A 21,315-nucleotide genomic window follows, 5' to 3' on the forward strand; every position below is an offset into this window, starting at 1 on the left:
CAGCGGCGAATGAGCAGAGCGACAAGATGGCACTAACCAGCAGGATAAATGGGCTTCTGTAAAGAGTCGTCTTTGATCTCTTGTTGCCCATATTTGGCAGACACGTGTTATCTTAATTCTGGTTTGGCGCCCATTGTTCATTTAATATGGTAGCGATTTGATTCAGTGAGTCATTTTAAAAAATAGTCAGGAAGTTTTACCTAATAAAGGAGTATTACATGTTAAATCGGTCAAAACAAAAAATAGTTTGTGTGCTCTATGATGATCCTCAAAGCGGTTTTCCGCCGCAGTATGCTCGTGATGCAATTCCTGTTTTAACTCAATATCCCGATGGTCAAGACTTACCAACGCCACAGGCAATCGATTTTTCTCCCGGAGAACTATTAGGCTCTGTGAGCGGTGGTTTAGGTTTGCGCTCTTTTCTAGAAAATCAAGGGCATCATTTTGTCGTAACCAGCGATAAAGAAGGGTCTCAATCAGTATTTGCGCGGGAGTTAAAAGACGCTGCTGTTGTTATTTCGCAACCTTTTTGGCCTGCTTATTTAACCCGAGAGCGCATAGAAAATGCACCTCATTTGAAACTTGCGATAACTGCAGGAATAGGCTCCGATCATGTTGATTTACAAGCGGCTATGGAGCATAACATTACCGTCTGTGAAGTTACTTTTTGCAATAGCATCAGCGTTGCTGAGCATGCAGTAATGATGATTTTGGCTTTAGTCAGGGATTTTGTACCGCAATATAAAACAGTATTAAATGGCGGATGGAATATTGCTGATTGTGTCAGCCGCTCTTATGATTTGGAGGGGATGCAGGTTGGCTGCATTGCTGCAGGTCGCATTGGTTTGGCCGTTTTAAGGCGTTTAAAACCCTTTGATGTAAGATTACATTATACCGACAAGCATCGATTGCCTGCTTCGTTGGAAAAAGAGTTAAACCTCACTTACCACGCTTCTGTCGAGTCTCTGGTAAGAGTCTGTGATGTGGTGTCTATTCATTGTCCGCTCCATCCCGAAACAGAACATTTGTTTGATGAACAATTAATTAAAAAAATGAAGCGCGGCGCTTATTTGATTAATACGGCTCGCGGTAAAATTTGTGATAAGGGTGCGGTGGTGGATGCATTAAATACCGGACATTTAGCCGGATATGCAGGGGATGTTTGGTTTCCGCAGCCCCCAGCCAAGAATCATCCTTGGCGTACTATGCCTCATCATGCCATGACACCACATACCTCCGGAACTTCTCTATCAGCGCAGGCACGTTATGCGGCAGGAGTAAGAGAAATATTGGAGTGTTGGTTATCGAATAAACCAATAAGAGAGGAATATTTAATTGTACAAAATGGACGTTTAGCGGGAGTAGGTTCTCACTCCTATAGTGAAGGAAATGCTACAGTAGGGGCCGAGTAAGCGAGCGATTTTACTTACCCCTATAAAATAAGAAAATCATTTTCCTTGATAAAATCTGATTTTATCAAGGAAATGACTTTCTGCATATTGGGAGAGGGGCTTGAGGTTCATTTTTTGCGCTTTAAAAGTTATTAGCTACACTTAGATATAAAATTACACAGGAGTGTAGCAATGACTGTCACTACAGGATTATCAGGGAATGAAATATATTGTTTAGCTAAGAAAAATTACATTCCTGGAAATATCGTTGTTGGTAACAGCATTCATTCTTTGGGCATTATTGGCAGTGTTGGCTCAGGCTTTAAAGCAATGTTAGGCGGCGAATTACAACAAATTACCTCACTTATCGAAGAAGGACGAGAAACCGCCTATAAAAGGATGTTGCAAGAAGCCGTTACCAATAATGCAACGGGTATTACTGGCGTTACCAGCCAACTGATTATCCACGGGGCCAATATTGAATTTTTATCAATAGGTTCGGTGATTCATGCTGACGGCTCTGCAAATAAAGAGAAATTTTCAACCTCTGCTGATGGTCAAGAGCTGTATGCCCAATTGGATGCGGGGTATAAGCCTATCTGTTTTTCCTTTGGAAACGTTGCTTATTCTATGGGGTTGGGGCGCGGTTTGTTGGGTGGATTAAAAACCCTTGGTCGCGGTGAAATTAAAGAATATTCCGATATTTTTAATAAAACCAGGCACTTGGCATTGAATCGTATTATCACTCATGCCCGAATGTATAATGCCAATGCCGTCCTTGGAATTAAGACTACCGTTTTACCTTTCGGAGGCGTTAATGAAATGCTTATGATAGGCACGGCCTCTCATAACCCTCAATTAGCTACGGATGCTGCGAACGATGTAGTAACTAGTGATATGACCAATATTGAAATGTGGAATATGGCCAATATGGGGTATGCTCCAATGAAGTTGTTATTAGGTACTTCAGTCTATTCCTTAGGTTTAGTCGGTGGTATCACCTCTGTTTTGAAATCTTTTTTCAGAGGCGAAATTAATGAATTGACGCGCATGATTTATGCGGCGCGAGAAAATGCATTGGCTATTATTACAGAAGAAGCCAAAGCTATAGGTGCGGATGATGTGGTTGGGGTAAAAACTTACGTTTATCAATTGGGAAATGGCCTGGTTGAGTTTCTGGCAATAGGCACTGCGGTTAAAAAATCATCACGTATTAAAACGGAGTCCGATCAACTGCTGCCGCAAGCCATTGTTGTGGATAAGGACACCTTTTATGATTCCACGCATGCGGACACTCTCAGTGTCGATATTAATCGAGGTGCTAAACCAATTAATAGAGGATCAACGTCTTTATTAATTCCATTTTTAATCATTATTTTTATAATAATTTCTTTTCTCTTGAAGATAGGTCATTAGTTTGTAACTATTCTGCCCTCGTAAGCAGAACAAGTTCTATTCTTCTTTGTCATTTTTGTAGGTGCCAAAGAGTATCACTTGAAGAGGTAAAAATATGAATTTATTAGCAGATAAAATTGTTTTAATAACGGGAGCTTCCAGCGGCATAGGAGAAGCATGTGCACGGTTGTTTGCTGCGCAAGGAGCCAGACTGATTTTAAGTGCGCGTCGCGTAGAGCGTCTGGAGGAGTTGGCTCAGGAATTATCCCATCAGCATAATAAAGAACATTATATTCTACCTCTGGATATACGTAATAAAGCTATGGTGAAGAAACAATTAGAAGTCTTGCCCAAGGAGTTACAATCTATTGATATATTGATTAACAATGCCGGTCTGGCGCTGGATACTTTGCCTATACACCAAGGTATTGAAGATCATTGGGATACTATGATTGATACCAATATTAAAGGGTTGCTTTACGTCAGTCGGGAAGTGATTCCCGGAATGTTAGAACGTGGTTGTGGACACGTCGTGAATATAGGCTCTATTGCGGGGCATGAATGTTATCCTAATGGAAATGTGTATTCAGGAACCAAAGCGGCGGTTCATGCTATTTCAAAATCGATGCGACTAGACTTGTTAGGCACTCCTATTCGGGTCACAGAAATAGCCCCTGGCGCGGTAGAAACAGAATTTAGTGAAGTGCGTTGGAATGATAAACAAAAAGCAAGAGAGTTCTATAAGGATTTCCAGCCTTTAGTCGCTCAAGATATCTCCGATGCCGTGTTTTATTGCATTACTCGCCCTCCTCATGTAGATATTGAAGAAATGATCATCATGCCCACAGTTCAGGCTTCTGCTAATCATTTATTCAGAAGTCCAAAAACAGAAAAATAATGAATAAGCGAGAGTATTGTACAAAATATTGCCAATAATGAGTTTAATGGTCTATTATTAGTACATATAGGTAATGACTGATCCTGGCTGAACCAGTAAGTAATTTCAGATAGGGAGATTGTTTTGGGGAGTGGTGTGTAAGCCTAGATGGTATAGGAAACCTTAAGCTCCGCATAAGTCTCCAAAGTGCATTTCAGTCGCGGCTCAGTTTCTAGGATGTCATTGCCTGTTCTATTAATCTCTTCGCGTAATTCCTTGTTTTAATTTCTGCTAAGTGCTCAAGGCATATCTCATTATTTGAAATCAGAGAACAATCGTCATTGCGAACAAAGTGAAGCAGTGCATATTTTCAATACAGCATCATTGTGAGATGTTTCGCCAAGGCTTGCAACGACGACAGAGACATACGTCGAGAATGCTTACAATTTCTTCGTTAGCCAAATGAACGCCTCCCGAGTTGAGCAAAATCAAATCGTGATGTATAATTAAAGCACACTTATATGCTAGGAAGCGATCATGAATAAGTTAATAGCCGCACTTACAGTGAGTACTCCTTTGCTGATGCTTTCAGGTTGTACTTACTATGATACTGGTGTTAACACGGTAGTTTATGATCCTGGTTACAGCAATGACTATGTTTATTCAGTAGGTTATTACAGTACCAGGCCTTATTGGGGAAGCAATTATTATTATATCGGCTATCCAGGATATTACTTGGGAGACAGTGGATATTGGACTGGTTACTATAATGGTTATTAGAGTTCAAATTGTTGCAAACCCAAGCTAATGAAACGTCATTATTCATTAAAAATAGCGACGTTTCATTACATTTCAAAAAGCCTATTCTTTAGCCCGAGAAACATACTCGCCTTTACGGGTATCTACTTTGATTAATTCCCCTGTTTGAACAAATAAAGGAACGCGTACTACAGCACCCGTCTCTAATTTTGCCGGTTTTCCGCCGCCTCCTGAAGTATCACCCTTTAGGCCTGGGTCTGTTTCAACAATTTCCAGAACGACGAAGGTAGGGGGCATTACTTGAATAGGCTCATTATTCCAAAGCGTTACAATACAAATATCCTGTTCTTTGAGCCACTGGGCAGCGTCTGCAAGTATTGGTTCATTCACGGCATATTGTTCAAAATTTTCTGGAACCATAAAATGCCATTGTTCGCCATCATTATAAAGATATTGCATTTCCACATCTGCAACATCAGCAGAGGGTAAAGTATCTCCAGATTTAAAAGTACGTTCTACTACTCGGCCTGTTTTTAAGTTACGAATTTTAATTCGGGTAAAGGCTTGGCCTTTTCCTGGTTTTACGAACTCGCACTCGAGAATGTTGCATGGTGCATCATCGACCATTACTTTTAAGCCATTTTTAAATTCGTTAGTGCTATAGATTGCCATTAGTGCTCCATAGTTGAGATTTTGCTTTATTTTCGTTACAGTTCGCACAGTTTATCAAGTCTGTATAATTAATGCGAGAAACCTCTTTGAGTTGGCAGAAAATTTTAGCACAAGGGTTCACTTCAGCAAGTGACTTATTAAGTTTTTTAGAATTGCCAATAATTAATGGTAGTTTATTAGCAGAAAAACAATTTTCCAGTCGTATTCCCTTGGGATTTGCGAAACGCATGCAAAAAGGAAATCCTAACGATCCTTTATTGTTACAAGTGCTGGCTGGAGAAGAGGAGCTGAATGAGCAGGAAGGTTATGGCGTTGATCCCCTCATTGAATTAAATACCATTCCTATCAAGGGTCTGATTCATAAATACCACGGACGGGTATTATTAACATTAACCGGTATTTGTGCCGTGAATTGTCGTTATTGTTTTAGAAGACACTTCCCTTATCAGGGCAATAATCCAGGACGAAATGGCTGGAAGGACGTCTGTAACTATATCGCTAACGATCCCAGTATTACGGAGGTTATTTTAAGTGGAGGAGATCCTTTACTCGCTTCTGATGTCGTTTTAGCCGAATTGATTCACCAATTGGAATCTATTCCACATGTACACACTTTACGTATTCATACGCGTATTCCTATAGTGTTTCCCGAGCGAATAGATAAGGGATTAATCGCATTATTGGCAGCAACGCGGTTTAAAAAAATTGTGGTATTGCATTGCAATCATTCCCAGGAGCTAGATGAGCACGTGCGCCAAGCCTGTCTTGATTTGCAACAAGCCGGTTGTCTTTTATTAAATCAAGCGGTTCTATTACGGGGTATCAATGACAATGCGGCCACTTTAGCGGCATTAAGTCAGTCTTTATTTGCTTATGACATCCTGCCTTATTATTTGCACTTGTTAGATAAGGTAAAAGGTGCCGCTCATTTTGATGTTCCCTTTGCTACGGCACAAGCTATTTATCAACAACTGCAAAGTCTCTTGCCCGGCTATTTATTACCGCGCCTGGCTCGTGAAGAACCAGGGAAATCCAGTAAGACTTTATTGCTTTAAAAGAGACTTACACGGAGTCGTCTTCGTAAAGTTTTATTAATTTTTCCTGAGCACAGTTGCTCCCCTGGACATTAGGCTTGTAGGTTCCATCACTTTGCATTTCCCAGGTGTGACTATTATCTTTGAGGTAGTTTTTTATGATTTCTTGCTTGATTCTCTTTTTGCATTGTTCATCAAGAATTGGAAACATTATTTCAATGCGATGGTATAAATTTCTTTCCATAAGGTCCGCGCTGGAGCAAAAATAATGCTCTTCCTCATTAATGCGAAAATAATATATTCGATGATGCTCCAGAAAACGTCCAATAAAGGACAAGACGCGAATGTTGTCCGATACGCCGTGCAACCCGGGTTTTAAACAACAGACACCACGAACCAGCAAATTAATTTTGACTCCGGCCTGAGATGCTCGATATAAAGCCTGGATTATTACTTTATCGGTTAATCCGTTTACTTTGAGCATTATTTCAGTTTCCACGCCTTCTGCAGCGGCAATACTGCATTGTTCTATATACTGTAATAAAGTTTTTTGTAAGGTAAACGGTGAATGACTCAACGCTTTTAACTTTACCACTTTTCCAAGCCCGGTAAGCTGCTGAAAAATGATTTGCGTGTCTGAGGCTATTGTCGGTTCACAGGTTAATAAACCGATGTCAGTATAACGTTTAGCCGTTTGCTCATGGTAGTTACCAGTGCTTAAATGCACGTAACGTTTTAATTTGCCATGGGTTCGTCTGACCACCAAAGTCATTTTGGCATGGGTTTTATAACCGACCACCCCATAGAGCACCAACACCCCTGCGGCATGCAGCTTGTTGGCTAATTTCAAGTTGGATTCTTCATCAAAGCGGGCTCGTAATTCAATGACTGCGGTTACTTCTTTTCCTGAATGGGCTGCATTCACCAAGGCGTCAACCATGACTGAACCAGAATGAGTACGATACAGGGTTTGGTTAATGGCCAGCACATGGGGGTCTGCTGCGGCTTGTCGCACAAAATCAATAACTAAGTCAAAACTTTGATAAGGATGGTGAAGCAATATATCTTGTTCATCCAGTACATTGAATAAATTTCGTTCCGATTTTGGGAACTTGGGGTACTGGGCAGTAAATGGGGGGTAATTTAAATCAGGTCTGTCGATACTGTTAATGGCACTGGTATAGCGTTGTAAATTAACCGGCCCATCACAATAATAGGTATCTTCATGGCGCAAATGATATTTCTGCAGCAAAAAGTCTATTATCTTTTCAGGACATTTATGCTCAATTTCCAATCGGACTACATGTCCGTAATGACGGGAAAAAATTTCTCGTTGTACCGCTTGAGCCAAGTCATCAATTTCTTCTTCTCTTAAAAACAAATCACTGTTACGGGTCAAGCGGAAAGAATAACAGCCACTTATTTCCATCCCGGGGAATAAACTATTGGCATGTGTTTTAATAATAGAAGATAAATAAACAAAATAGTGAGCGTCCCCACACATTTCTGAAGGCAAATGGATCATGCGCGGTATGGAGCGTGGGGCATGCACTACCGCGTAATTAATATTACGGTCAAAGGCATCTTTCCCGCTTAAAGAAATGATAAAGTTCAAACTTTTATTGATGAGTTTGGGAAGGGGGTGCGCTAAATCAAGAGCGATAGGACTGACAACCGGTAGAATTTCATGTTTAAAATAATGTTTAGCCCATAAATGGATGTCGTCGGTCCACTGATGTGTCTCCAGAAAGTGAATGTTTTCTTTGCGTAAAGCAGGTAATAGCTGTTTGTTAAATATATTGTATAACTGATCGATCAGCACATGGGCTCGTTGGCTAATCTGGCTATAAGCTTCATCAGAGCGTAAACCATCTATAGTTAACTTTCCTGAAGACAAGGCAATTTTTTCTTTAAGACCTGCAACCCGTATTTCAAAAAACTCGTCCAGATTACTACTGCAAATACTGAGAAAACGCATTCTTTCCAATAAAGGAACGCGCTCATCATTAGCCAGCATAAGCACTCGCTGATTAAAAGCTATAGCTGAGAACTCTCTATTAATATAATATTCCGGGTTATCCAACATAGTGTCCATAGGTCACTTCATTTCCTTTTTATAAAATCAAAGTAGTGGCGTATTTATAAATGCTGCTTACCTGCCCAGGCTCATCTGATTTTTTCCTGATTTTGTAAAAAGCAGGATGAGGCCCTAATTTGCTTAACGAACCAAAAAAAAACAAACTGCAATAAAAGCAATAAATCCATAAAAGGGGGATAAGTTCCAAAAGGCCAAGGCCAGGAAAAATACCGCACACATAATGGCAATTGGAATAGAGAAATGCATATTCACCACACCTTGTGCAACAGAAAATGTTGCCGCAGCTAATAATGCTAAACCACCATATTGAACCGATATCATGATTTTACGGGTGGTTGGTCCATTATGAGAAGTCAGCCAGTGATAGCCCAATATTGCCATAACCAGTCCCGGGAGATTAAGACAAATAACGGCAAGAAACAAGCCTAAAAATCCTGCGGCCTTGTACCCAATAAGTGCTGCTAACTTCACTGCGGTGAGTCCGGGAAATAAAAAACTTGAGCCTAGCATACCGATGAACTCTTCGTTTCCTACCCAATGCCTGTACTCAACAGCCTCATATTCCAGTAGTTTTAACATGGAATTGCCGCCACCTAAAGAGATTAGGCCAATTTTGCCAAAGCTGTAAATGACGTCTAACAGAGTTTTGATCATGATTTTATTATACTTTTTAAAAAGGTCACATAGTCGCAGGAAACGGGCTTATCCAGCAAGTGTTCGCTAATTGTTTCTACCAAATAGAGTGATCTTCCTTCAACACATAGGCTGAAATACACTTTATTATTGACTTCAAGTCGAGCTAACTCAAGCTTTACGCTTGGAGTGGTAGCAAATTTATAGGTAAACGATTCTTTTTTGACGCATACCTCGATTCCTTTTTCTTGAGTCATACGTAATATGTTTTGTAACTTAAGAACTGTGGCCGGTTCTTGAACGGGATAATCCTCTACTGCCTCCAGATTTATTTTAGCCCCATATCCAATGGCATGAGTTGCGTGTTTCAGCGCCGGTTTATAGAGCATTTCATTACGTCGGCGCTTGATGTTGTACAGGCAGTCAGGCAAGAGATAGTAGTAGTCTTCTTTGTGTTTTTGTTGGTAGTGAGCTATATCGAGCAGGGAGTTATCGAGGATGTGTAGGCTGATGATTTGATCCTCAGGCCAAAAAAAGCGTATTTCCCACTTCAGGCGGTCTGATTCATTTACCCTGTTTGATAAAGAGAGTGATTTTTTTGTGGAAAATTCAAAATTCCAAACCAGTCTTTGAGTCATGCTGTTTTACCAATCCATCAATGTTGATGCGGTTGAGGCGTATAAAAAGTACAAGTTAAGTCTCCTTTTATTAGACTTCTTTCGAAACTCTACTGCAAGGGAGAATTGCTTGGTCGATACCGCGCTCGAACCCTCATGTACTAGCGTGTACACCTTCGTGTCTCCTCGCGCTTCTCCCCCTGCTGCCAGTTTCGAAAGAAGTCTATTCTTGATTTTTGCCACTCGTAAAATGAACTATAAAGAGTATATACTACCTAACTATCCTGCAATAATAAAAAAGCAAAGGAAGAGGGATTATGGCTATCGCATTATTTTTAATTTATTTGGTATTTACGTTAGTTGTGCTTTACCGGGCAATAAATCCGCTGGTTTGGGGCATCGGAAGCGTTATTTATTTAATTGCGGCTACTTTTTTTATCGGATTGCCGTTGATTGCCGGTTTATTATTATGGGCAATCATCATTATTGCCATCGTGGTAATCCAAGTTGAGCCCGTACGTATGTTCATTAGTGATTATCTATATAAAACTGCTGGTAAAACGATCCCCAAATTATCAAAAACGGAAGAAGAGGCGTTGAATGCCGGAGATACCTGGCTTGAACAGGACATTTTTATTGGCCAACCCAATTGGGAGCGACTGGCCAGTATTTCCACCCAATTATCCGCGGAAGAACAGTCATTCGTTGATAATGAAACTCAAACTTTATGCAGTATGCTTGATGAATGGGAAATTAATCAGGACGGTGATTTGCCTGCTAAAGTATGGACTTACATTAAAGAAAATGGGTTTTTAGGTATGGTTATCCCTAAAGAGTTTGGGGGTAAGGGGTTTTCGGCGCGAGCGCATTCTGATGTGGTCATGAAAATTGCCAGTCGTTCAGGAGTGGCTGCAGTAACGGTGATGGTCCCCAATTCTCTGGGCCCAGGAGAGCTTATCAATTATTATGGAACCGATGAGCAAAAAGCCTATTATCTTCCCCGTTTAGCCAAAGGCATTGATATCCCTTGTTTTGCTTTGACAGAACCGGGGGCTGGTAGTGATGCTACTTCCATTCAATCCAGCGCCATAGTAGTTAAAAAGACCGTTGAAGGCAAAGCAACACTAGGTCTTAATATTACTCTGGATAAACGATGGATTACTCTGGCACCCATCGCAACTTTGATCGGATTGGCGGTAAACCTAAAAGATCCAGATGGTTTATTGAAAGGAGAGGGTCAGGAAGGAATAACCTGTTTATTAATTCCTCGCGATACAGAAAATCTGGAAATTGGTAATAGACATTTACCTGCTGATCAACCCTTTATGAATGGTACTGTGCGTGGGAAAGATATTTTTGTTCCCATTACCACCATTATTGGCGGACAGAAGCGGGCGGGTACTGGATGGCAAATGCTCGTCGAGTGTTTATCAATAGGGCGCTCTATTTCTTTGCCAGCACTAGGAGCTGCATCTTCTTCCATATCTTATTTAACAACAGGGGCTTTTGCCCGCATTCGTCGCCAGTTTAATGTCGAAATTGCCCAATTTGAAGGAGTGGCGGAAAAACTGGCTGAAATTGCTGGATTAAACTATTTAATTAATTCAACTCGTTTATTAACTGTTGCCGCGGTCAATGAACATAAAAAGCCTTCAGTCGCATCAGCCATTACTAAATATTTTAATACGGAACTGGCAAGAATAGTGGTTAATTCAGCTATGGACGTCCATGCGGGACGTGGCGTTGTCGTTGGACCACGTAATTATTTAACCAGCTTTTATCAAGGTGTTCCTGTCTCCATTACGGTAGAAGGAGCTAATGTGATGTCAAGAAACCTGTTGATTTTTGGTCAGGGTTCTATGGCCTGTCATCCCTTTATTCGCGATGAGTTTTATGCTGTTTCAGCTGAGAATAAAGAGGCCTTTAGAGTGCTTATTTGGAAGCATATCCACTATTTTATGCAAAATCTTGCTAAAACGATTTGTTCTGCATGGACGGGGGGCTTATTTATTTCTGCTCCGCATAACTCCATGAAGTGGGAGTACAAACGCTTGGCACGTTTAAGCCATGCTTATGCTTGGCTTGCCGATTTGTCCTTAATTTATTTAGGCGGTGATTTAAAACGCAAGGAGCGATTATCAGCACGTCTTGCCGACGGCATGTCTTATCTTTATATGGCTATGGCTGTCTTACGCAATGTGCAAATGAATGAAGATCATGCGGATGAACAATTGCATGCTAAATGGGCAGTCACTTACTGTTTTTATCAGGCTCAAAAATCATTGATTGCCTTGTGTCAGAATTTTCCCTCCCGCCCCTTAGGCTTTTTAATGCGCTTATTGGCTTTTCCTTTTGGACAAACCATGCGCTATCCCACGGATAAACTGGAGCAAAAATTAGCTCATTTAATGACCGGAAATAACCACTATCGCGACAGAATGAAGAATTTTGTCTATCTTAGCGGGGATGCCAAACAACCTGTAGATAGAATGGAGCATGCACTGCAGTTAATTATCCAAACCGATGGCTTGTCTGAGAAAGTAAATGATTTGAAGCGCTATAAATTCGGTGCATTAAAGGCGAAACTGCAAGAAAAAGTTGCAAAAAATGAATTGACCCAACAAGAGATGAATGATGTGCTGGCGGTTGAAGATGCCCGTTGGGATGCGATTTTGGTGGATGAATTTACTTTTGATTCAATGAAAAAGAAAACGTTTGGTTCAGTTATCGATAGTATTAAATCGCCATTGATGTAAGTTTTTACATTCTTTTAACATCTAGCCTTAGAACCAGTTGCCAGTATATGGCGCTGGTTTGCTATAATCAAAGCATCCGCTCTGTGATTCTATAGAATAATCTATAAGAGAAAAATAAATATGAAAGCAAAAAGAACACTACCTCCAAACCTGAAAGAAATTCTTCTGGATGCCATGAGCGTTGCAGAAACATCGATAGAAGCAGCGCATTATTTGGCAGTCCAGTTTAAACAGCTCTTAACTGATGCAAAGATGTTGGAGCAATGTGACGATATCATGAGAAAAGTACAGGACTTTGCCAAGTATACGGAGTTTAAATTACTTTCCAGTTCTCAACCATGGCTTGGTCAGATGGCTGAGAATTCTGCTTTCAAAAATATGCAGGCCAATATGGCAACGGAAGCTGCGAAAAAGCTGGAAAGTTTTGGTCTAGGAGCCGGAAAAGAAATAAGCTTCGATTTTGCGGTCAATGAGCAAACTTCTGAATTCAGGCGCGGCTCATCTGAAGGAGGAAAAGCACTTCCCTCTTCAGCAGTTGATTCTGTTGATATAGCATTTAATGCATGGCTTGCTGAAAAAAATATCAGGAGCGTGGAAAGTGCTTTATATGAAACCACTCCAGATGGCAAAGTAAAGCTCGATGCGCAAGGCAAACAGGTCAAAGCAAATCCTGAAGAGGTGACAAAATTAATTAATGACCCGGAACAGGGTTTTGCAAAATATATGGAAGCCAAAGGAATTAAAGTTAGCTGCCATGAACAGGAATTCCCCACTGCAGAAAAAGACATTAAAGCACAACAAGCACTTAAAGAAGCCATTAAAGCCGCTCCAACGGCTAACGTTCCTGAGACTACGCCTGGGGAGGCAGTAGAACCTCAAACCACCATGAGAACAGGTGGTTAGATGTTATTTGCCGCACTTAACCTTTCAATAGAGCCTATATCAAACCAGAAACCTTGATGTAGGCTTGCAGTTGCTTTATTTTGCCCTACATAATCCCGAATCAAAGGGGCCACAGAATAGCGCCCCGGGGTACACCCAGCGAATATTTGGGGATGATAACAGGCTATGCCTGCAAAGGTATAATCACATGATGAGTTGGTCGGCTGAGTGCCATTAATTAGACCAAAATCGCCATGATGAAGGAGTGCCGGATTTTTATTAATCAGGATAAGATGAAGAAAATCCACCTGTTCCAATTGAATTTGTTTGAAATCAAAATCAGTATAAATATCCGCATTGACCGTAATAAAGGGTTGATTGGCAAAAAAGGGCAGCGCTTGAACGATTCCCCCTCCTGTTTCAAGTCCGCCTGGGGGTTCTGGTGAATAACTGATTTCCACGCCCCATCGCCTGCCATCACCTAAATAGTGGCGAATTTGTCCGCCAAGATAGGCATGATTGATGACTATTTGCTTAAATCCGGCATTCGCCAAATTAATTACATGATGCTCAATTAATGGTTTACCCTTTACTATGCATAAAGCTTTAGGGCGTGTTTCAGTCAATGGTTTTAAACGCTCTCCTCGCCCGGCAGCCAAGATCATTGCAACACTCATGGTAAGAGGACTCTTTTTTGGAGAAAATGGAAGAAGGGATGCAGGTCCTCATAAATTTCACTACACTCAAGGACATACTTTAAAGTAAGGGGGAGATTAGCGAGATATCCTGCTTTGTTATCCCGTAAATACAAGCGACTAAAAATCCCTAAAACTTTCAAATGTCTTTGCAGGCCACACAAATCAAAGGCTCGAATAAATTCAGCTAAAGAATAATTACGGGCCAGGTCACTACGGGAATGAAAGAACGCAACCCATTCTAGAACCTGTTCTCTAGGCCAAGAAATATAGCAATCCTTCAGTAAAGAAACCAGGTCATAGGTTAATGGCCCCCGCATTGCATCCTGAAAATCGATAACCCCCAAAACACCTTCTTCTTGCTTATTGATTAACATTAAATTTCGCGAATGGTAATCACGATGAATAAACGTTAACGGTTGATTTGATACTTCTGTTGCAATCCACTCCATAGTTTTTTGCACTAATAGGCACTCGTCTTCAGCCAAATTCAGGGAAAGATATGCTTTAAAAAACCATTCAGGACATAAATTCATTTCTTTTAACATGAATGCTCTATCAAAAGAAGGAAGCTTAGGATCATTACTCGAGCATTGTTGAATTTTAAATAAGGTATTTATGGCTTCATGATAATAGCTATTAACCGTTTCGGCACGCAGTTTATCTAAAAGAAGCTGGTCGCCAAAGTCACTTAGCAGTAAAAAGCCTTGTTCCTTATTTATGGCCAGGATTTCTGGCGTGCAAACGTTGGCTTTAGCCAGTATCTTGGCTACATGCACAAAAGGTTCTATATCTTCTTTTTCCGGTGGAGCATCCATAATAACCTGAGTTGACCCTTTAGCATTGAGGCGAAAATACCTTCTGAAACTGGCATCGCCGGCTAAAGCAGTCAGGGTAAAGTCTTTATGTTTAATCGTATCGATTAGCCACTCTTTCAGTGCGTTTTCTCTTTCATGCATGCTATACTTCCCGTCTTTATTTCTGGCTTGCAATTGAATATATTGCAAACTTACTCTAATTTAAACCACACAATTCAGGATGATGCGCTTCATAAAGAAACGTGATACAAAATCAATGCGGATTAATTTAAATCGATTGTGTGCATAATAAGGCATTTTGTTAGCTGTGAACATTAAGTTTTGTAATAAGCTAATCAGTTTTTTTTCGTCAATCGCTTTATTGTGTGATTCTCTTTATTACTTTTTAAAACCTGCATCCACTAAAACTATTCAGTTCTGCCGTTCAATAAAGTGGTTCATCATGAGTCTGGGAATGGCGGCGTTTCTTATGAGCATGATTATTTATCATCGGCTGGCCAATTCTGCATCATTGATTAATGAACCTGTTCAAGCCTGCGTTATTGCGCGCGATGTCGATTTAACGGATGCAATCAGAGCTAAATTTGCTCAATGTCTTGGCTGGCAATCCGACCAAAGCTCCCCTATTTGTCTTGGAGCTTACCAACCGCTTACGGTGACCCCGTTGGCTGACTCGGAACAGGTACGTATTCAGGCAGACAGCGTGTCCTTTTATCAAAATCAACGTTCAACCTTATCAGGCCATGTCGAAATTCAGCAAACGCAAAGAGTAGTTAATGCCCAAACAGCCTATGTTTACAGAGATCCGAAAACCAATCAGGTGACCAAAATTGAGTTTTTGGGAGAGGTGCGCTACCTGGAGCCTGGTAAATTGATGATTGCCAGAAAAGCCACGATTAATCCTCAAGATAATTCTGGAGAAACGGAGGATGTGCTGTATCGCATCAATACCGATAGAAGTAAGGCAGTGCTTCCTGCCTGGGGAAGAGCAAGCTTCATTCGTCGCTTTGCCAATAAAGATTACTTGCTGCAAAAAGCAACCTATACAACCTGCTCACCTCAAGATAAGACTTGGGATATAAAGGCCGACTCTATCGCTATAGATGATGCCAATGCAAAAGGTGTTGCACGAAATGCTGTGGTTCGTGTCAATGAATGGCCGGTATTCTACACTCCCTATTTGAGTTTCCCTACTAATAAGGAGCGTAAGTCAGGCTTTCTTATGCCTATTTTTGGCTATTCCAATATAGGCGGTTTGGATTTTGGCTTACCTTACTATTGGAATATTGCTCCTAATTATGACATGACCATAACGCCTCATGCCTATACCAAACGCGGCGTTATGTTGGGAGGCGAATATCGTTATTTAACTCCCAACAGCTCGGGGATTATGACCGGAAATTTTTTACCTAAAGATAAGGCTTTTAATACCTTTTTACAGGAGAATGAAACGCTGTACCCCAGGCTTCAAGGGATGTCAACCAATCGGTGGGCCTATAGTATTCTTAATACAACCAGCCTTGCACCTAATCTTCAATTTAATTTAAATGTGCAACAGGTTTCTGACGACTATTATTTGCAGGATTTCAGTACTAACCTGGCTCTCATGACCATGAGGCAATTATTACGTCAAGCCGACTTAACCTCTACAACAGAACATTGGATTTTTAGAGGAATGTTGCAAAGCTATCAAACATTACAACCTATAAACGAAATTCCTATAGCTCCTGTATACGAGCGTTTACCGCAAATTATGGCACGCGGTTATTATTACGATTTACCATTCAATGCCAATTTAAATATTCTAGGGGAATATGATCAGTTTAATTGGCCTATTGATTCTTGGAATAATACGCCAATTATGATGCCGCAAGGGCCCAGATTTCATTTTAATCCGGTGTTGGCGGTTCCCTTGACGAAACCCTGGGGGTATGTCACCCCTTCAGCACAGTTTGTGGAAAATTATTATGAAGTGCGCAATAATAGCTCTGGTTTGAGTTTTAACGGCTTTAACGCGTTTAATAGTTTTGGGTTTAACGGTTTTAATGGGGGGGCTTCCAGCTTCAATTACAATCGTTATAATTTATGGAATCAAAATGTCGATTATAATCGCATTATCCCTCGATACAGTCTGGATGGCGGATTATATTTCGAACGTGATTTCAAGATGAATGAGAACTTCTTCACTCAAACATTGGAGCCACGCTTATTTTATTTGAAAGTACCTTATCAAAATCAAACCCCCATTCCAGTGTATGATTCAGGATTTATGATTTTTAACGTAGACCAATTATTCAGAACGAATCGATTTTCAGGTTTTGATCGTATCGGTGATGCGAATCAATTGACTTATGCCTTAACCTCTCGTTGGTTATATGAAGATACGGGGGCAGAACTTGCGAATTTCTCCATTGGTCAAATTAGATATTTTGCTGACAGGAAAGTGCAACTTTGTCAAAGTCCATCCGGTTTTTGTATTGATAATCCGAATATCTTTGGGAATCTTTCCCCGACGTCTACAACATCTCCGGTAGCTACTCGCGCTGTTTATCATTTGAATCGGGTATGGGGAATAACAGGTGATTATGTTTGGGATCCGGCAACGCATGCCACCAATAATGGGGATCTCAATTTGCATTATCAACCTCAAACCAATGAAATTATTAATCTTAGTTATTCCTATTTGGTTAATAGCGATGGAGGACTAGTAAGAAATAATGGCCCTCAGGATAATGCATTGCATCAGGCTATGATTGCGTTTTCGTGGCCATTGAGTGAAAAATGGAGTACGGTTGGCGCATACAGTTATAATATCAGTAAAAATTACAGCATGATGTCTTTGCTTGGTGTGCAATATGATAGCTGCTGTTGGGCCATGCGAATATTAGGGGGCAAAACGTTTAAAAACCTAAATGCAACATTTGAGCCTGAATATAGTGATAATATTTATTTGCAAATATTATTAAAAGGCTTGGGAACAGTTGCATATAGCGATCCTTCTAATGTATTAGGTACGTTCATTCCAGGATATAACGATATATTTGCTCGTTAAATTAGGGTAGAATTTAAACAAATTTGCTTGTGTTTTAATTAATAATACCCTAAATTGCCCGGCAAAGTGTAAATGAGGATTAAGGCATGTTTAAAAGATTAGTACTAGTATGCATGTTATTTTCAGTAGTTGGACTTGCTGAAGGTAAGCAGCTGCTGGATAAAGTGGTTGCTATAGTTAATGATGGAGTGATTACTTCCAGTGAATTGGATAAACAAGTAGAGATATCCAAAAAACAGATCGAGGCGCAGAAAATGCAAATGCCTAAAGAATCTGTACTCCGAAAGCAAGTGTTACAACATTTAATTGATGTTGATTTACAACTGCAAATGGCGAAGCAAAATGGCATAACAGTCGACAGTATTGAACTGAATAGTGCTATTGAGCGAATAGCGACAATGAATAATATTTCTTTAGCGCAATTACGCGAAGAAATTACCAAACAAGGGATTAGCTGGAAAGAATATAGAAATAATATTCGTAAAGAAATGTTAATTTCTCGTCTGCAACAAAAGGCAGTAGGAAAAGATATATCAATTACCAATGAGCAAGTGGATCAATATTTAAAAACAGCCAGTAAAGCTGATAATGCCCAATTAACCTATCATCTACAGAATATAGTTATTCCCTTAAATGAAGAACCCACTACTGAGCAATTGAAAAAAGCTAAAACCAACGCTGAGAATTTATTGGTTAAAATAAGAAAAGGTGAGGACTTCAGTCGTTTGGCTATTGAAGAGTCTAGTGGTGAACTTGCTTTGGAAGGTGGTGATTTGGGGGAAAGACATTTAGCCGAACTGCCTGAAATTTTTGCCAAAGAAGTGATTAACATGAAGGTTGGCCAAGTAGTCGGCCCCCTACGTACAGGTAATGGATTTCAGTTGATCAAGCTGATTGCTATTGGTGGTGAAAATCAACACCACATTATTACTCAGACCCACGTTCGTCATATTTTATTGAAACCTGATGCAAGCATGTTACCTTCAGAATCAATGAAGCAAGTGAATAATATCTACCAGCAACTTAAATCAGGAAAAGATTTTGCCTTAATGGCCAAGCAATATTCGTTAGACGCTGCCAGTGCCGTCAAAGGCGGTGATTTAGGTTGGGTAAATCCAGGCGAGTTAGTACCTGAGTTTGAGAAAGCAATGAACGAGCTGCCCCTGCATAAAGTGAGTCAGCCAGTAAAAAGTCAATTTGGATGGCATTTCATTGAAGTTATTGCACGCAAACAAAAAGATGATTCAGAAGCATTTAAAAAGCAACAGGTAAGACAGTTTTTACAACAACGTAAGTTTGCTGAAGCAGTCCACAATTGGCAACAACATTTGCGCACTGAAGCCTATGTGAATGTTGTTGAAAAGGATTTGGCATGACCCCACTGCTGATCAGCAGCGGTGAACCTGCAGGAATTGGTCCAGATTTATGTTTGGCTCTTGCAGGTTGTGATTGGCCTGTGGTGATTCTAGGAGATCCCGTTTTATTGGAAAACCGGGCAAGGGAGTTAAATAAAGATCTTCAATTTATTGTCTATCAATCAGGAAAAACGCTTAAGCTTCAACCTGGTTATTTAACGGTACTCCCTATTTCTTGTCCTGCTCCAGTGATAAGTGGTCAATTGAATCCTCAAAATGCGTCTTATGTTCTCGAGTTATTAACCCAAGGCGCTGCCTTATGTGCTCAAGGCGAGTTTTCAGCATTGATCACCGCACCGGTTCATAAAGCCAACATTAATGCGGCAGGCATACCGTTTACCGGGCATACCGAATTTTTTGCACACTATTTTGCGGTTGAAACAGTAGTGATGATGCTTGCTTGTGAACAAATGAAAGTTGCATTGGTTACTACTCATCTACCATTACGTTTAGTACCTGATGCCATTTCTACTTCTTTAATCATAAAGGTTATTACTCAGCTGCATCAATCCTTAATCAATCAATTTGGCGTTGTAAGACCGAGAATTAAAGTTGCCGGACTAAATCCGCATGCCGGTGAGTCAGGTTATTTAGGTCGAGAAGAAATTGAGGTGATTACCCCGGCCTTGACCATTTTAAAGAGTCAAGGGATGGATATAGACGGCCCACTTCCAGCTGATACAATGTTTACGCAGGAGCATTTAAGAAGTTGTGATGCTTATGTGGCAATGTATCACGATCAAGGGTTACCCGTTTTGAAATATGCGGGGTTCAACCAGGCCGTTAACGTGACTTTGGGGCTCCCTATAATTCGTACCTCTGTCGATCACGGTACTGCCTTGGACTTAGCTGGAAAAAATATAGCAGATCCTGGCAGTATGCTTGCTGCTGTTCGTATGGCAATGAACATGGTTTTAACCAGGATGCAATGATGACCATTATTAGTATGATAGCCGCAATTGATGAAGCGGGTGGTTTAGGAATTAACAACCAATTACTATGTTACCTGCCTGCAGACTTACAACATTTTAAAACAATTACAATGGGTAAGCCCATCATTATGGGGCGTAAAACGTTCGCGTCCATAGGAAAACCACTACCGGGACGGACAAATATTGTGCTGAGCCGCTCTTCATCACCTATTGAGGGCGTGTTGGTTGTTGATTCATTATCCAAGGCTATCAATAACAATATAAAGACCGATGAAATAATGATCATTGGCGGATCAGAAATTTTTGTCCAGGCTATGGAAATAGCAACTCGTTTGTACATCACCCGTATTCATCATCAATTTAAAGCGGACGTATTTTTTCCAAAAATTGATGAATCCATTTGGCGCTGCCAAAATAAAGAGTTTCGGCCGTGCGATGATAAGAATGAATATGATATGACCTTTTATACCTATGAAAGAAATTAGGAGCTGTCGCCAATTCAGCGACTTATTCGCAGGATCCAGTTAGGACTATGGGGAACAAGATACTTGTTCTTTGTACTAGATTTCTGGAAGTCGCGAATGAAGATCCTTCTCTAGATAAATTGTTGCAAACCTAATCCACTATTCACTAATAGTGAGAGTGTCCATTATTAGAGTGTAAGTGAACAGAAGATTGCGAATGAACAATAATCTCCCTTCTATTACTTAGTATACGATAATCATCCATTATGATTTCTCGACCAGCAAAAGCTATATTACAATGATTATAGCCAGGCCATGTTTTTCCAGGCTGAACGCTCCCATGAAAATTACTTTGGCACAAGAATAAAGGATTGCCATTAGTATCCGTACCAATCCTCACTGCTCCTCGCACATTCTCCTCCCAGGTAAAATGACCAAAGTCACGTTGATTAGGAATGGTAAATTGATCTACCACATATTCTTTACCGCCATAGGGTATATTACAGCGGTTATAACCCGCCCATGTTTTTCCGGGTTGGACGCTATTAAACAGTGTCGCACGACAAAGATACAAAATCGTCCCATTAGTATCGGTCCCAATCCTAAGCGCATTAACTAATGGTGAAGGATGAAGGGATTGGTGCTGATGCATATCTGCCCAAAGCGTATTAACAAAAAGAGATATAAAAAAAGAAAGAGCAAGATGACGCATATAAAACCCATCAGATGAATGAGTATTTAGCTTATCCCAAGTAGAAAATATGTTCAACATGGATATTCAAAGATCGATATGGATTAGAGTAAGTAAATTATAAAAAAACAATT

General features: G+C 40.4%; 18 protein-coding genes. 11 read left to right on the plus strand and 7 right to left on the minus strand.

All coding sequences use genetic code 11. The annotated features are described in order from the left end of the window. The first annotated feature begins 218 nt into the window (after positions 1-218). From LOX96_RS13660 to LOX96_RS13675, 4 genes are all read left to right on the plus strand, one after another. Positions 219-1,412, plus strand: a complete 1,194-nt coding sequence (locus LOX96_RS13660) for an NAD-dependent formate dehydrogenase (RefSeq protein WP_250422938.1) — start codon at positions 219-221, stop codon at positions 1,410-1,412. Positions 1,413-1,583: 171 nt separating this feature from the next. Beyond that, positions 1,584-2,807 (plus strand): heavy metal-binding domain-containing protein, encoded by a 1,224-nt coding sequence (locus LOX96_RS13665; protein WP_250422936.1) that lies wholly within the window; start codon positions 1,584-1,586, stop codon positions 2,805-2,807. Between the two features lie 94 nt (positions 2,808-2,901). Next, positions 2,902-3,684 carry an SDR family NAD(P)-dependent oxidoreductase gene (locus tag LOX96_RS13670; protein ID WP_250422934.1) on the plus strand — a complete coding sequence of 261 codons (783 nt, stop codon included), beginning with the start codon at positions 2,902-2,904 and terminating at the stop codon, positions 3,682-3,684. A 516-nt stretch (positions 3,685-4,200) separates the two neighbouring features. Next, entirely contained in the window at positions 4,201-4,443 is a 243-nt protein-coding gene (locus LOX96_RS13675) for a hypothetical protein (protein ID WP_250422932.1), read from the plus strand. 81 nt (positions 4,444-4,524) lie between these two features. Here the strand turns inward: LOX96_RS13675 and efp are convergent, their stop codons facing one another. Next, positions 4,525-5,094 (minus strand): elongation factor P, encoded by a 570-nt coding sequence (efp, locus tag LOX96_RS13680; RefSeq protein ID WP_250422930.1) that lies wholly within the window; start codon positions 5,092-5,094, stop codon positions 4,525-4,527. A gap of 71 nt (positions 5,095-5,165) precedes the next feature. Here efp and epmB point away from each other — a divergent pair, with 71 nt between their 5' ends. Continuing rightward, positions 5,166-6,149, plus strand: a complete 984-nt coding sequence (gene epmB, locus LOX96_RS13685; RefSeq protein WP_250422928.1) for an EF-P beta-lysylation protein EpmB — start codon at positions 5,166-5,168, stop codon at positions 6,147-6,149. Between the two features lie 7 nt (positions 6,150-6,156). On the opposite strand, the gene ppk1 is transcribed toward epmB, so the two are convergent. From ppk1 to LOX96_RS13700, 3 genes are all read right to left on the minus strand, one after another. Beyond that, entirely contained in the window at positions 6,157-8,223 is a 2,067-nt protein-coding gene (gene ppk1, locus LOX96_RS13690; protein WP_250422927.1) for a polyphosphate kinase 1, read from the minus strand. Between the two features lie 123 nt (positions 8,224-8,346). Continuing rightward, a complete protein-coding gene (locus tag LOX96_RS13695) occupies positions 8,347-8,880 on the minus strand; it encodes a chromate transporter (RefSeq protein WP_250422925.1) in 534 nt (177 codons plus the stop codon). Then, complete coding sequence (locus LOX96_RS13700) at positions 8,877-9,497, minus strand: hypothetical protein (protein WP_250422924.1); 621 nt, start codon at positions 9,495-9,497, stop codon at positions 8,877-8,879. Before LOX96_RS13700 ends, LOX96_RS13695 begins: the two co-directional genes overlap by 4 nt. A 296-nt stretch (positions 9,498-9,793) precedes the next feature. On the opposite strand from LOX96_RS13700, the gene LOX96_RS13705 reads away from it, so the two are divergent. Next, positions 9,794-12,232, plus strand: coding sequence for an acyl-CoA dehydrogenase (locus tag LOX96_RS13705; protein WP_250422923.1), 2,439 nt, complete (start codon positions 9,794-9,796; stop codon positions 12,230-12,232). A gap of 120 nt (positions 12,233-12,352) precedes the next feature. Then, positions 12,353-13,135, plus strand: coding sequence for a hypothetical protein (locus tag LOX96_RS13710; RefSeq protein ID WP_250422918.1), 783 nt, complete (start codon positions 12,353-12,355; stop codon positions 13,133-13,135). Here the strand turns inward: LOX96_RS13710 and murU are convergent. Both murU and LOX96_RS13720 read right to left on the minus strand, forming a co-directional pair. Further along, entirely contained in the window at positions 13,132-13,791 is a 660-nt protein-coding gene (gene murU / locus LOX96_RS13715) for an N-acetylmuramate alpha-1-phosphate uridylyltransferase MurU (protein ID WP_250422916.1), read from the minus strand. The two genes, LOX96_RS13710 and murU, sit on opposite strands and share 4 nt — an antisense overlap. Beyond that, entirely contained in the window at positions 13,788-14,768 is a 981-nt protein-coding gene (locus LOX96_RS13720; protein ID WP_250422914.1) for an aminoglycoside phosphotransferase family protein, read from the minus strand. The genes murU and LOX96_RS13720 overlap by 4 nt, the downstream gene beginning before the upstream one ends. Before the next feature lie 328 nt (positions 14,769-15,096). Between LOX96_RS13720 and LOX96_RS13725 the strand changes: the two genes are divergently transcribed. From LOX96_RS13725 to LOX96_RS13740, 4 genes are all read left to right on the plus strand, one after another. Beyond that, positions 15,097-17,679 carry an LPS-assembly protein LptD gene (locus LOX96_RS13725; RefSeq protein WP_431606642.1) on the plus strand — a complete coding sequence of 861 codons (2,583 nt, stop codon included), beginning with the start codon at positions 15,097-15,099 and terminating at the stop codon, positions 17,677-17,679. Positions 17,680-17,765: 86 nt separating this feature from the next. After that, positions 17,766-19,055, plus strand: coding sequence for a peptidylprolyl isomerase (locus LOX96_RS13730; RefSeq protein WP_250422909.1), 1,290 nt, complete (start codon positions 17,766-17,768; stop codon positions 19,053-19,055). After that, a complete protein-coding gene (gene pdxA / locus LOX96_RS13735) occupies positions 19,052-20,026 on the plus strand; it encodes a 4-hydroxythreonine-4-phosphate dehydrogenase PdxA (RefSeq protein WP_250422906.1) in 975 nt (324 codons plus the stop codon). Before LOX96_RS13730 ends, pdxA begins: the two co-directional genes overlap by 4 nt. Further along, complete coding sequence (locus LOX96_RS13740; protein ID WP_250423032.1) at positions 20,026-20,511, plus strand: dihydrofolate reductase; 486 nt, start codon at positions 20,026-20,028, stop codon at positions 20,509-20,511. Before pdxA ends, LOX96_RS13740 begins: the two co-directional genes overlap by 1 nt. Before the next feature lie 145 nt (positions 20,512-20,656). Here the strand turns inward: LOX96_RS13740 and LOX96_RS13745 are convergent, their stop codons facing one another. Beyond that, a complete protein-coding gene (locus tag LOX96_RS13745) occupies positions 20,657-21,262 on the minus strand; it encodes a DUF3421 domain-containing protein (protein WP_250422903.1) in 606 nt (201 codons plus the stop codon). Positions 21,263-21,315 lie beyond the last annotated feature (53 nt).

Origin of the sequence: Legionella maioricensis (assembly GCF_023618015.1) — a bacterium.
Lineage (GTDB): Bacteria > Pseudomonadota > Gammaproteobacteria > Legionellales > Legionellaceae > Legionella > Legionella maioricensis.

Excerpts from the sequence above, each read along its gene's own strand:
- LOX96_RS13660 (WP_250422938.1), top strand. The coding sequence starts at position 219 with ATGTTAAATCGGTCAAAACAAAAAATAGTTTGTGTGCTCTATGATGAT.
- LOX96_RS13665 (WP_250422936.1), top strand. The coding sequence starts at position 1,584 with ATGACTGTCACTACAGGATTATCAGGGAATGAAATATATTGTTTAGCT.
- LOX96_RS13670 (WP_250422934.1), top strand. The coding sequence starts at position 2,902 with ATGAATTTATTAGCAGATAAAATTGTTTTAATAACGGGAGCTTCCAGC.
- LOX96_RS13675 (WP_250422932.1), top strand. The coding sequence starts at position 4,201 with ATGAATAAGTTAATAGCCGCACTTACAGTGAGTACTCCTTTGCTGATG.
- efp (WP_250422930.1), bottom strand. The coding sequence starts at position 5,094 with ATGGCAATCTATAGCACTAACGAATTTAAAAATGGCTTAAAAGTAATG.
- epmB (WP_250422928.1), top strand. The coding sequence starts at position 5,166 with ATGCGAGAAACCTCTTTGAGTTGGCAGAAAATTTTAGCACAAGGGTTC.
- ppk1 (WP_250422927.1), bottom strand. The coding sequence starts at position 8,223 with ATGGACACTATGTTGGATAACCCGGAATATTATATTAATAGAGAGTTC.
- LOX96_RS13695 (WP_250422925.1), bottom strand. The coding sequence starts at position 8,880 with ATGATCAAAACTCTGTTAGACGTCATTTACAGCTTTGGCAAAATTGGC.
- LOX96_RS13700 (WP_250422924.1), bottom strand. The coding sequence starts at position 9,497 with ATGACTCAAAGACTGGTTTGGAATTTTGAATTTTCCACAAAAAAATCA.
- LOX96_RS13705 (WP_250422923.1), top strand. The coding sequence starts at position 9,794 with ATGGCTATCGCATTATTTTTAATTTATTTGGTATTTACGTTAGTTGTG.
- LOX96_RS13710 (WP_250422918.1), top strand. The coding sequence starts at position 12,353 with ATGAAAGCAAAAAGAACACTACCTCCAAACCTGAAAGAAATTCTTCTG.
- murU (WP_250422916.1), bottom strand. The coding sequence starts at position 13,791 with ATGAGTGTTGCAATGATCTTGGCTGCCGGGCGAGGAGAGCGTTTAAAA.
- LOX96_RS13720 (WP_250422914.1), bottom strand. The coding sequence starts at position 14,768 with ATGCATGAAAGAGAAAACGCACTGAAAGAGTGGCTAATCGATACGATT.
- LOX96_RS13725 (WP_431606642.1), top strand. The coding sequence starts at position 15,097 with ATGAGCATGATTATTTATCATCGGCTGGCCAATTCTGCATCATTGATT.
- LOX96_RS13730 (WP_250422909.1), top strand. The coding sequence starts at position 17,766 with ATGTTTAAAAGATTAGTACTAGTATGCATGTTATTTTCAGTAGTTGGA.
- pdxA (WP_250422906.1), top strand. The coding sequence starts at position 19,052 with ATGACCCCACTGCTGATCAGCAGCGGTGAACCTGCAGGAATTGGTCCA.
- LOX96_RS13740 (WP_250423032.1), top strand. The coding sequence starts at position 20,026 with ATGACCATTATTAGTATGATAGCCGCAATTGATGAAGCGGGTGGTTTA.
- LOX96_RS13745 (WP_250422903.1), bottom strand. The coding sequence starts at position 21,262 with ATGTTGAACATATTTTCTACTTGGGATAAGCTAAATACTCATTCATCT.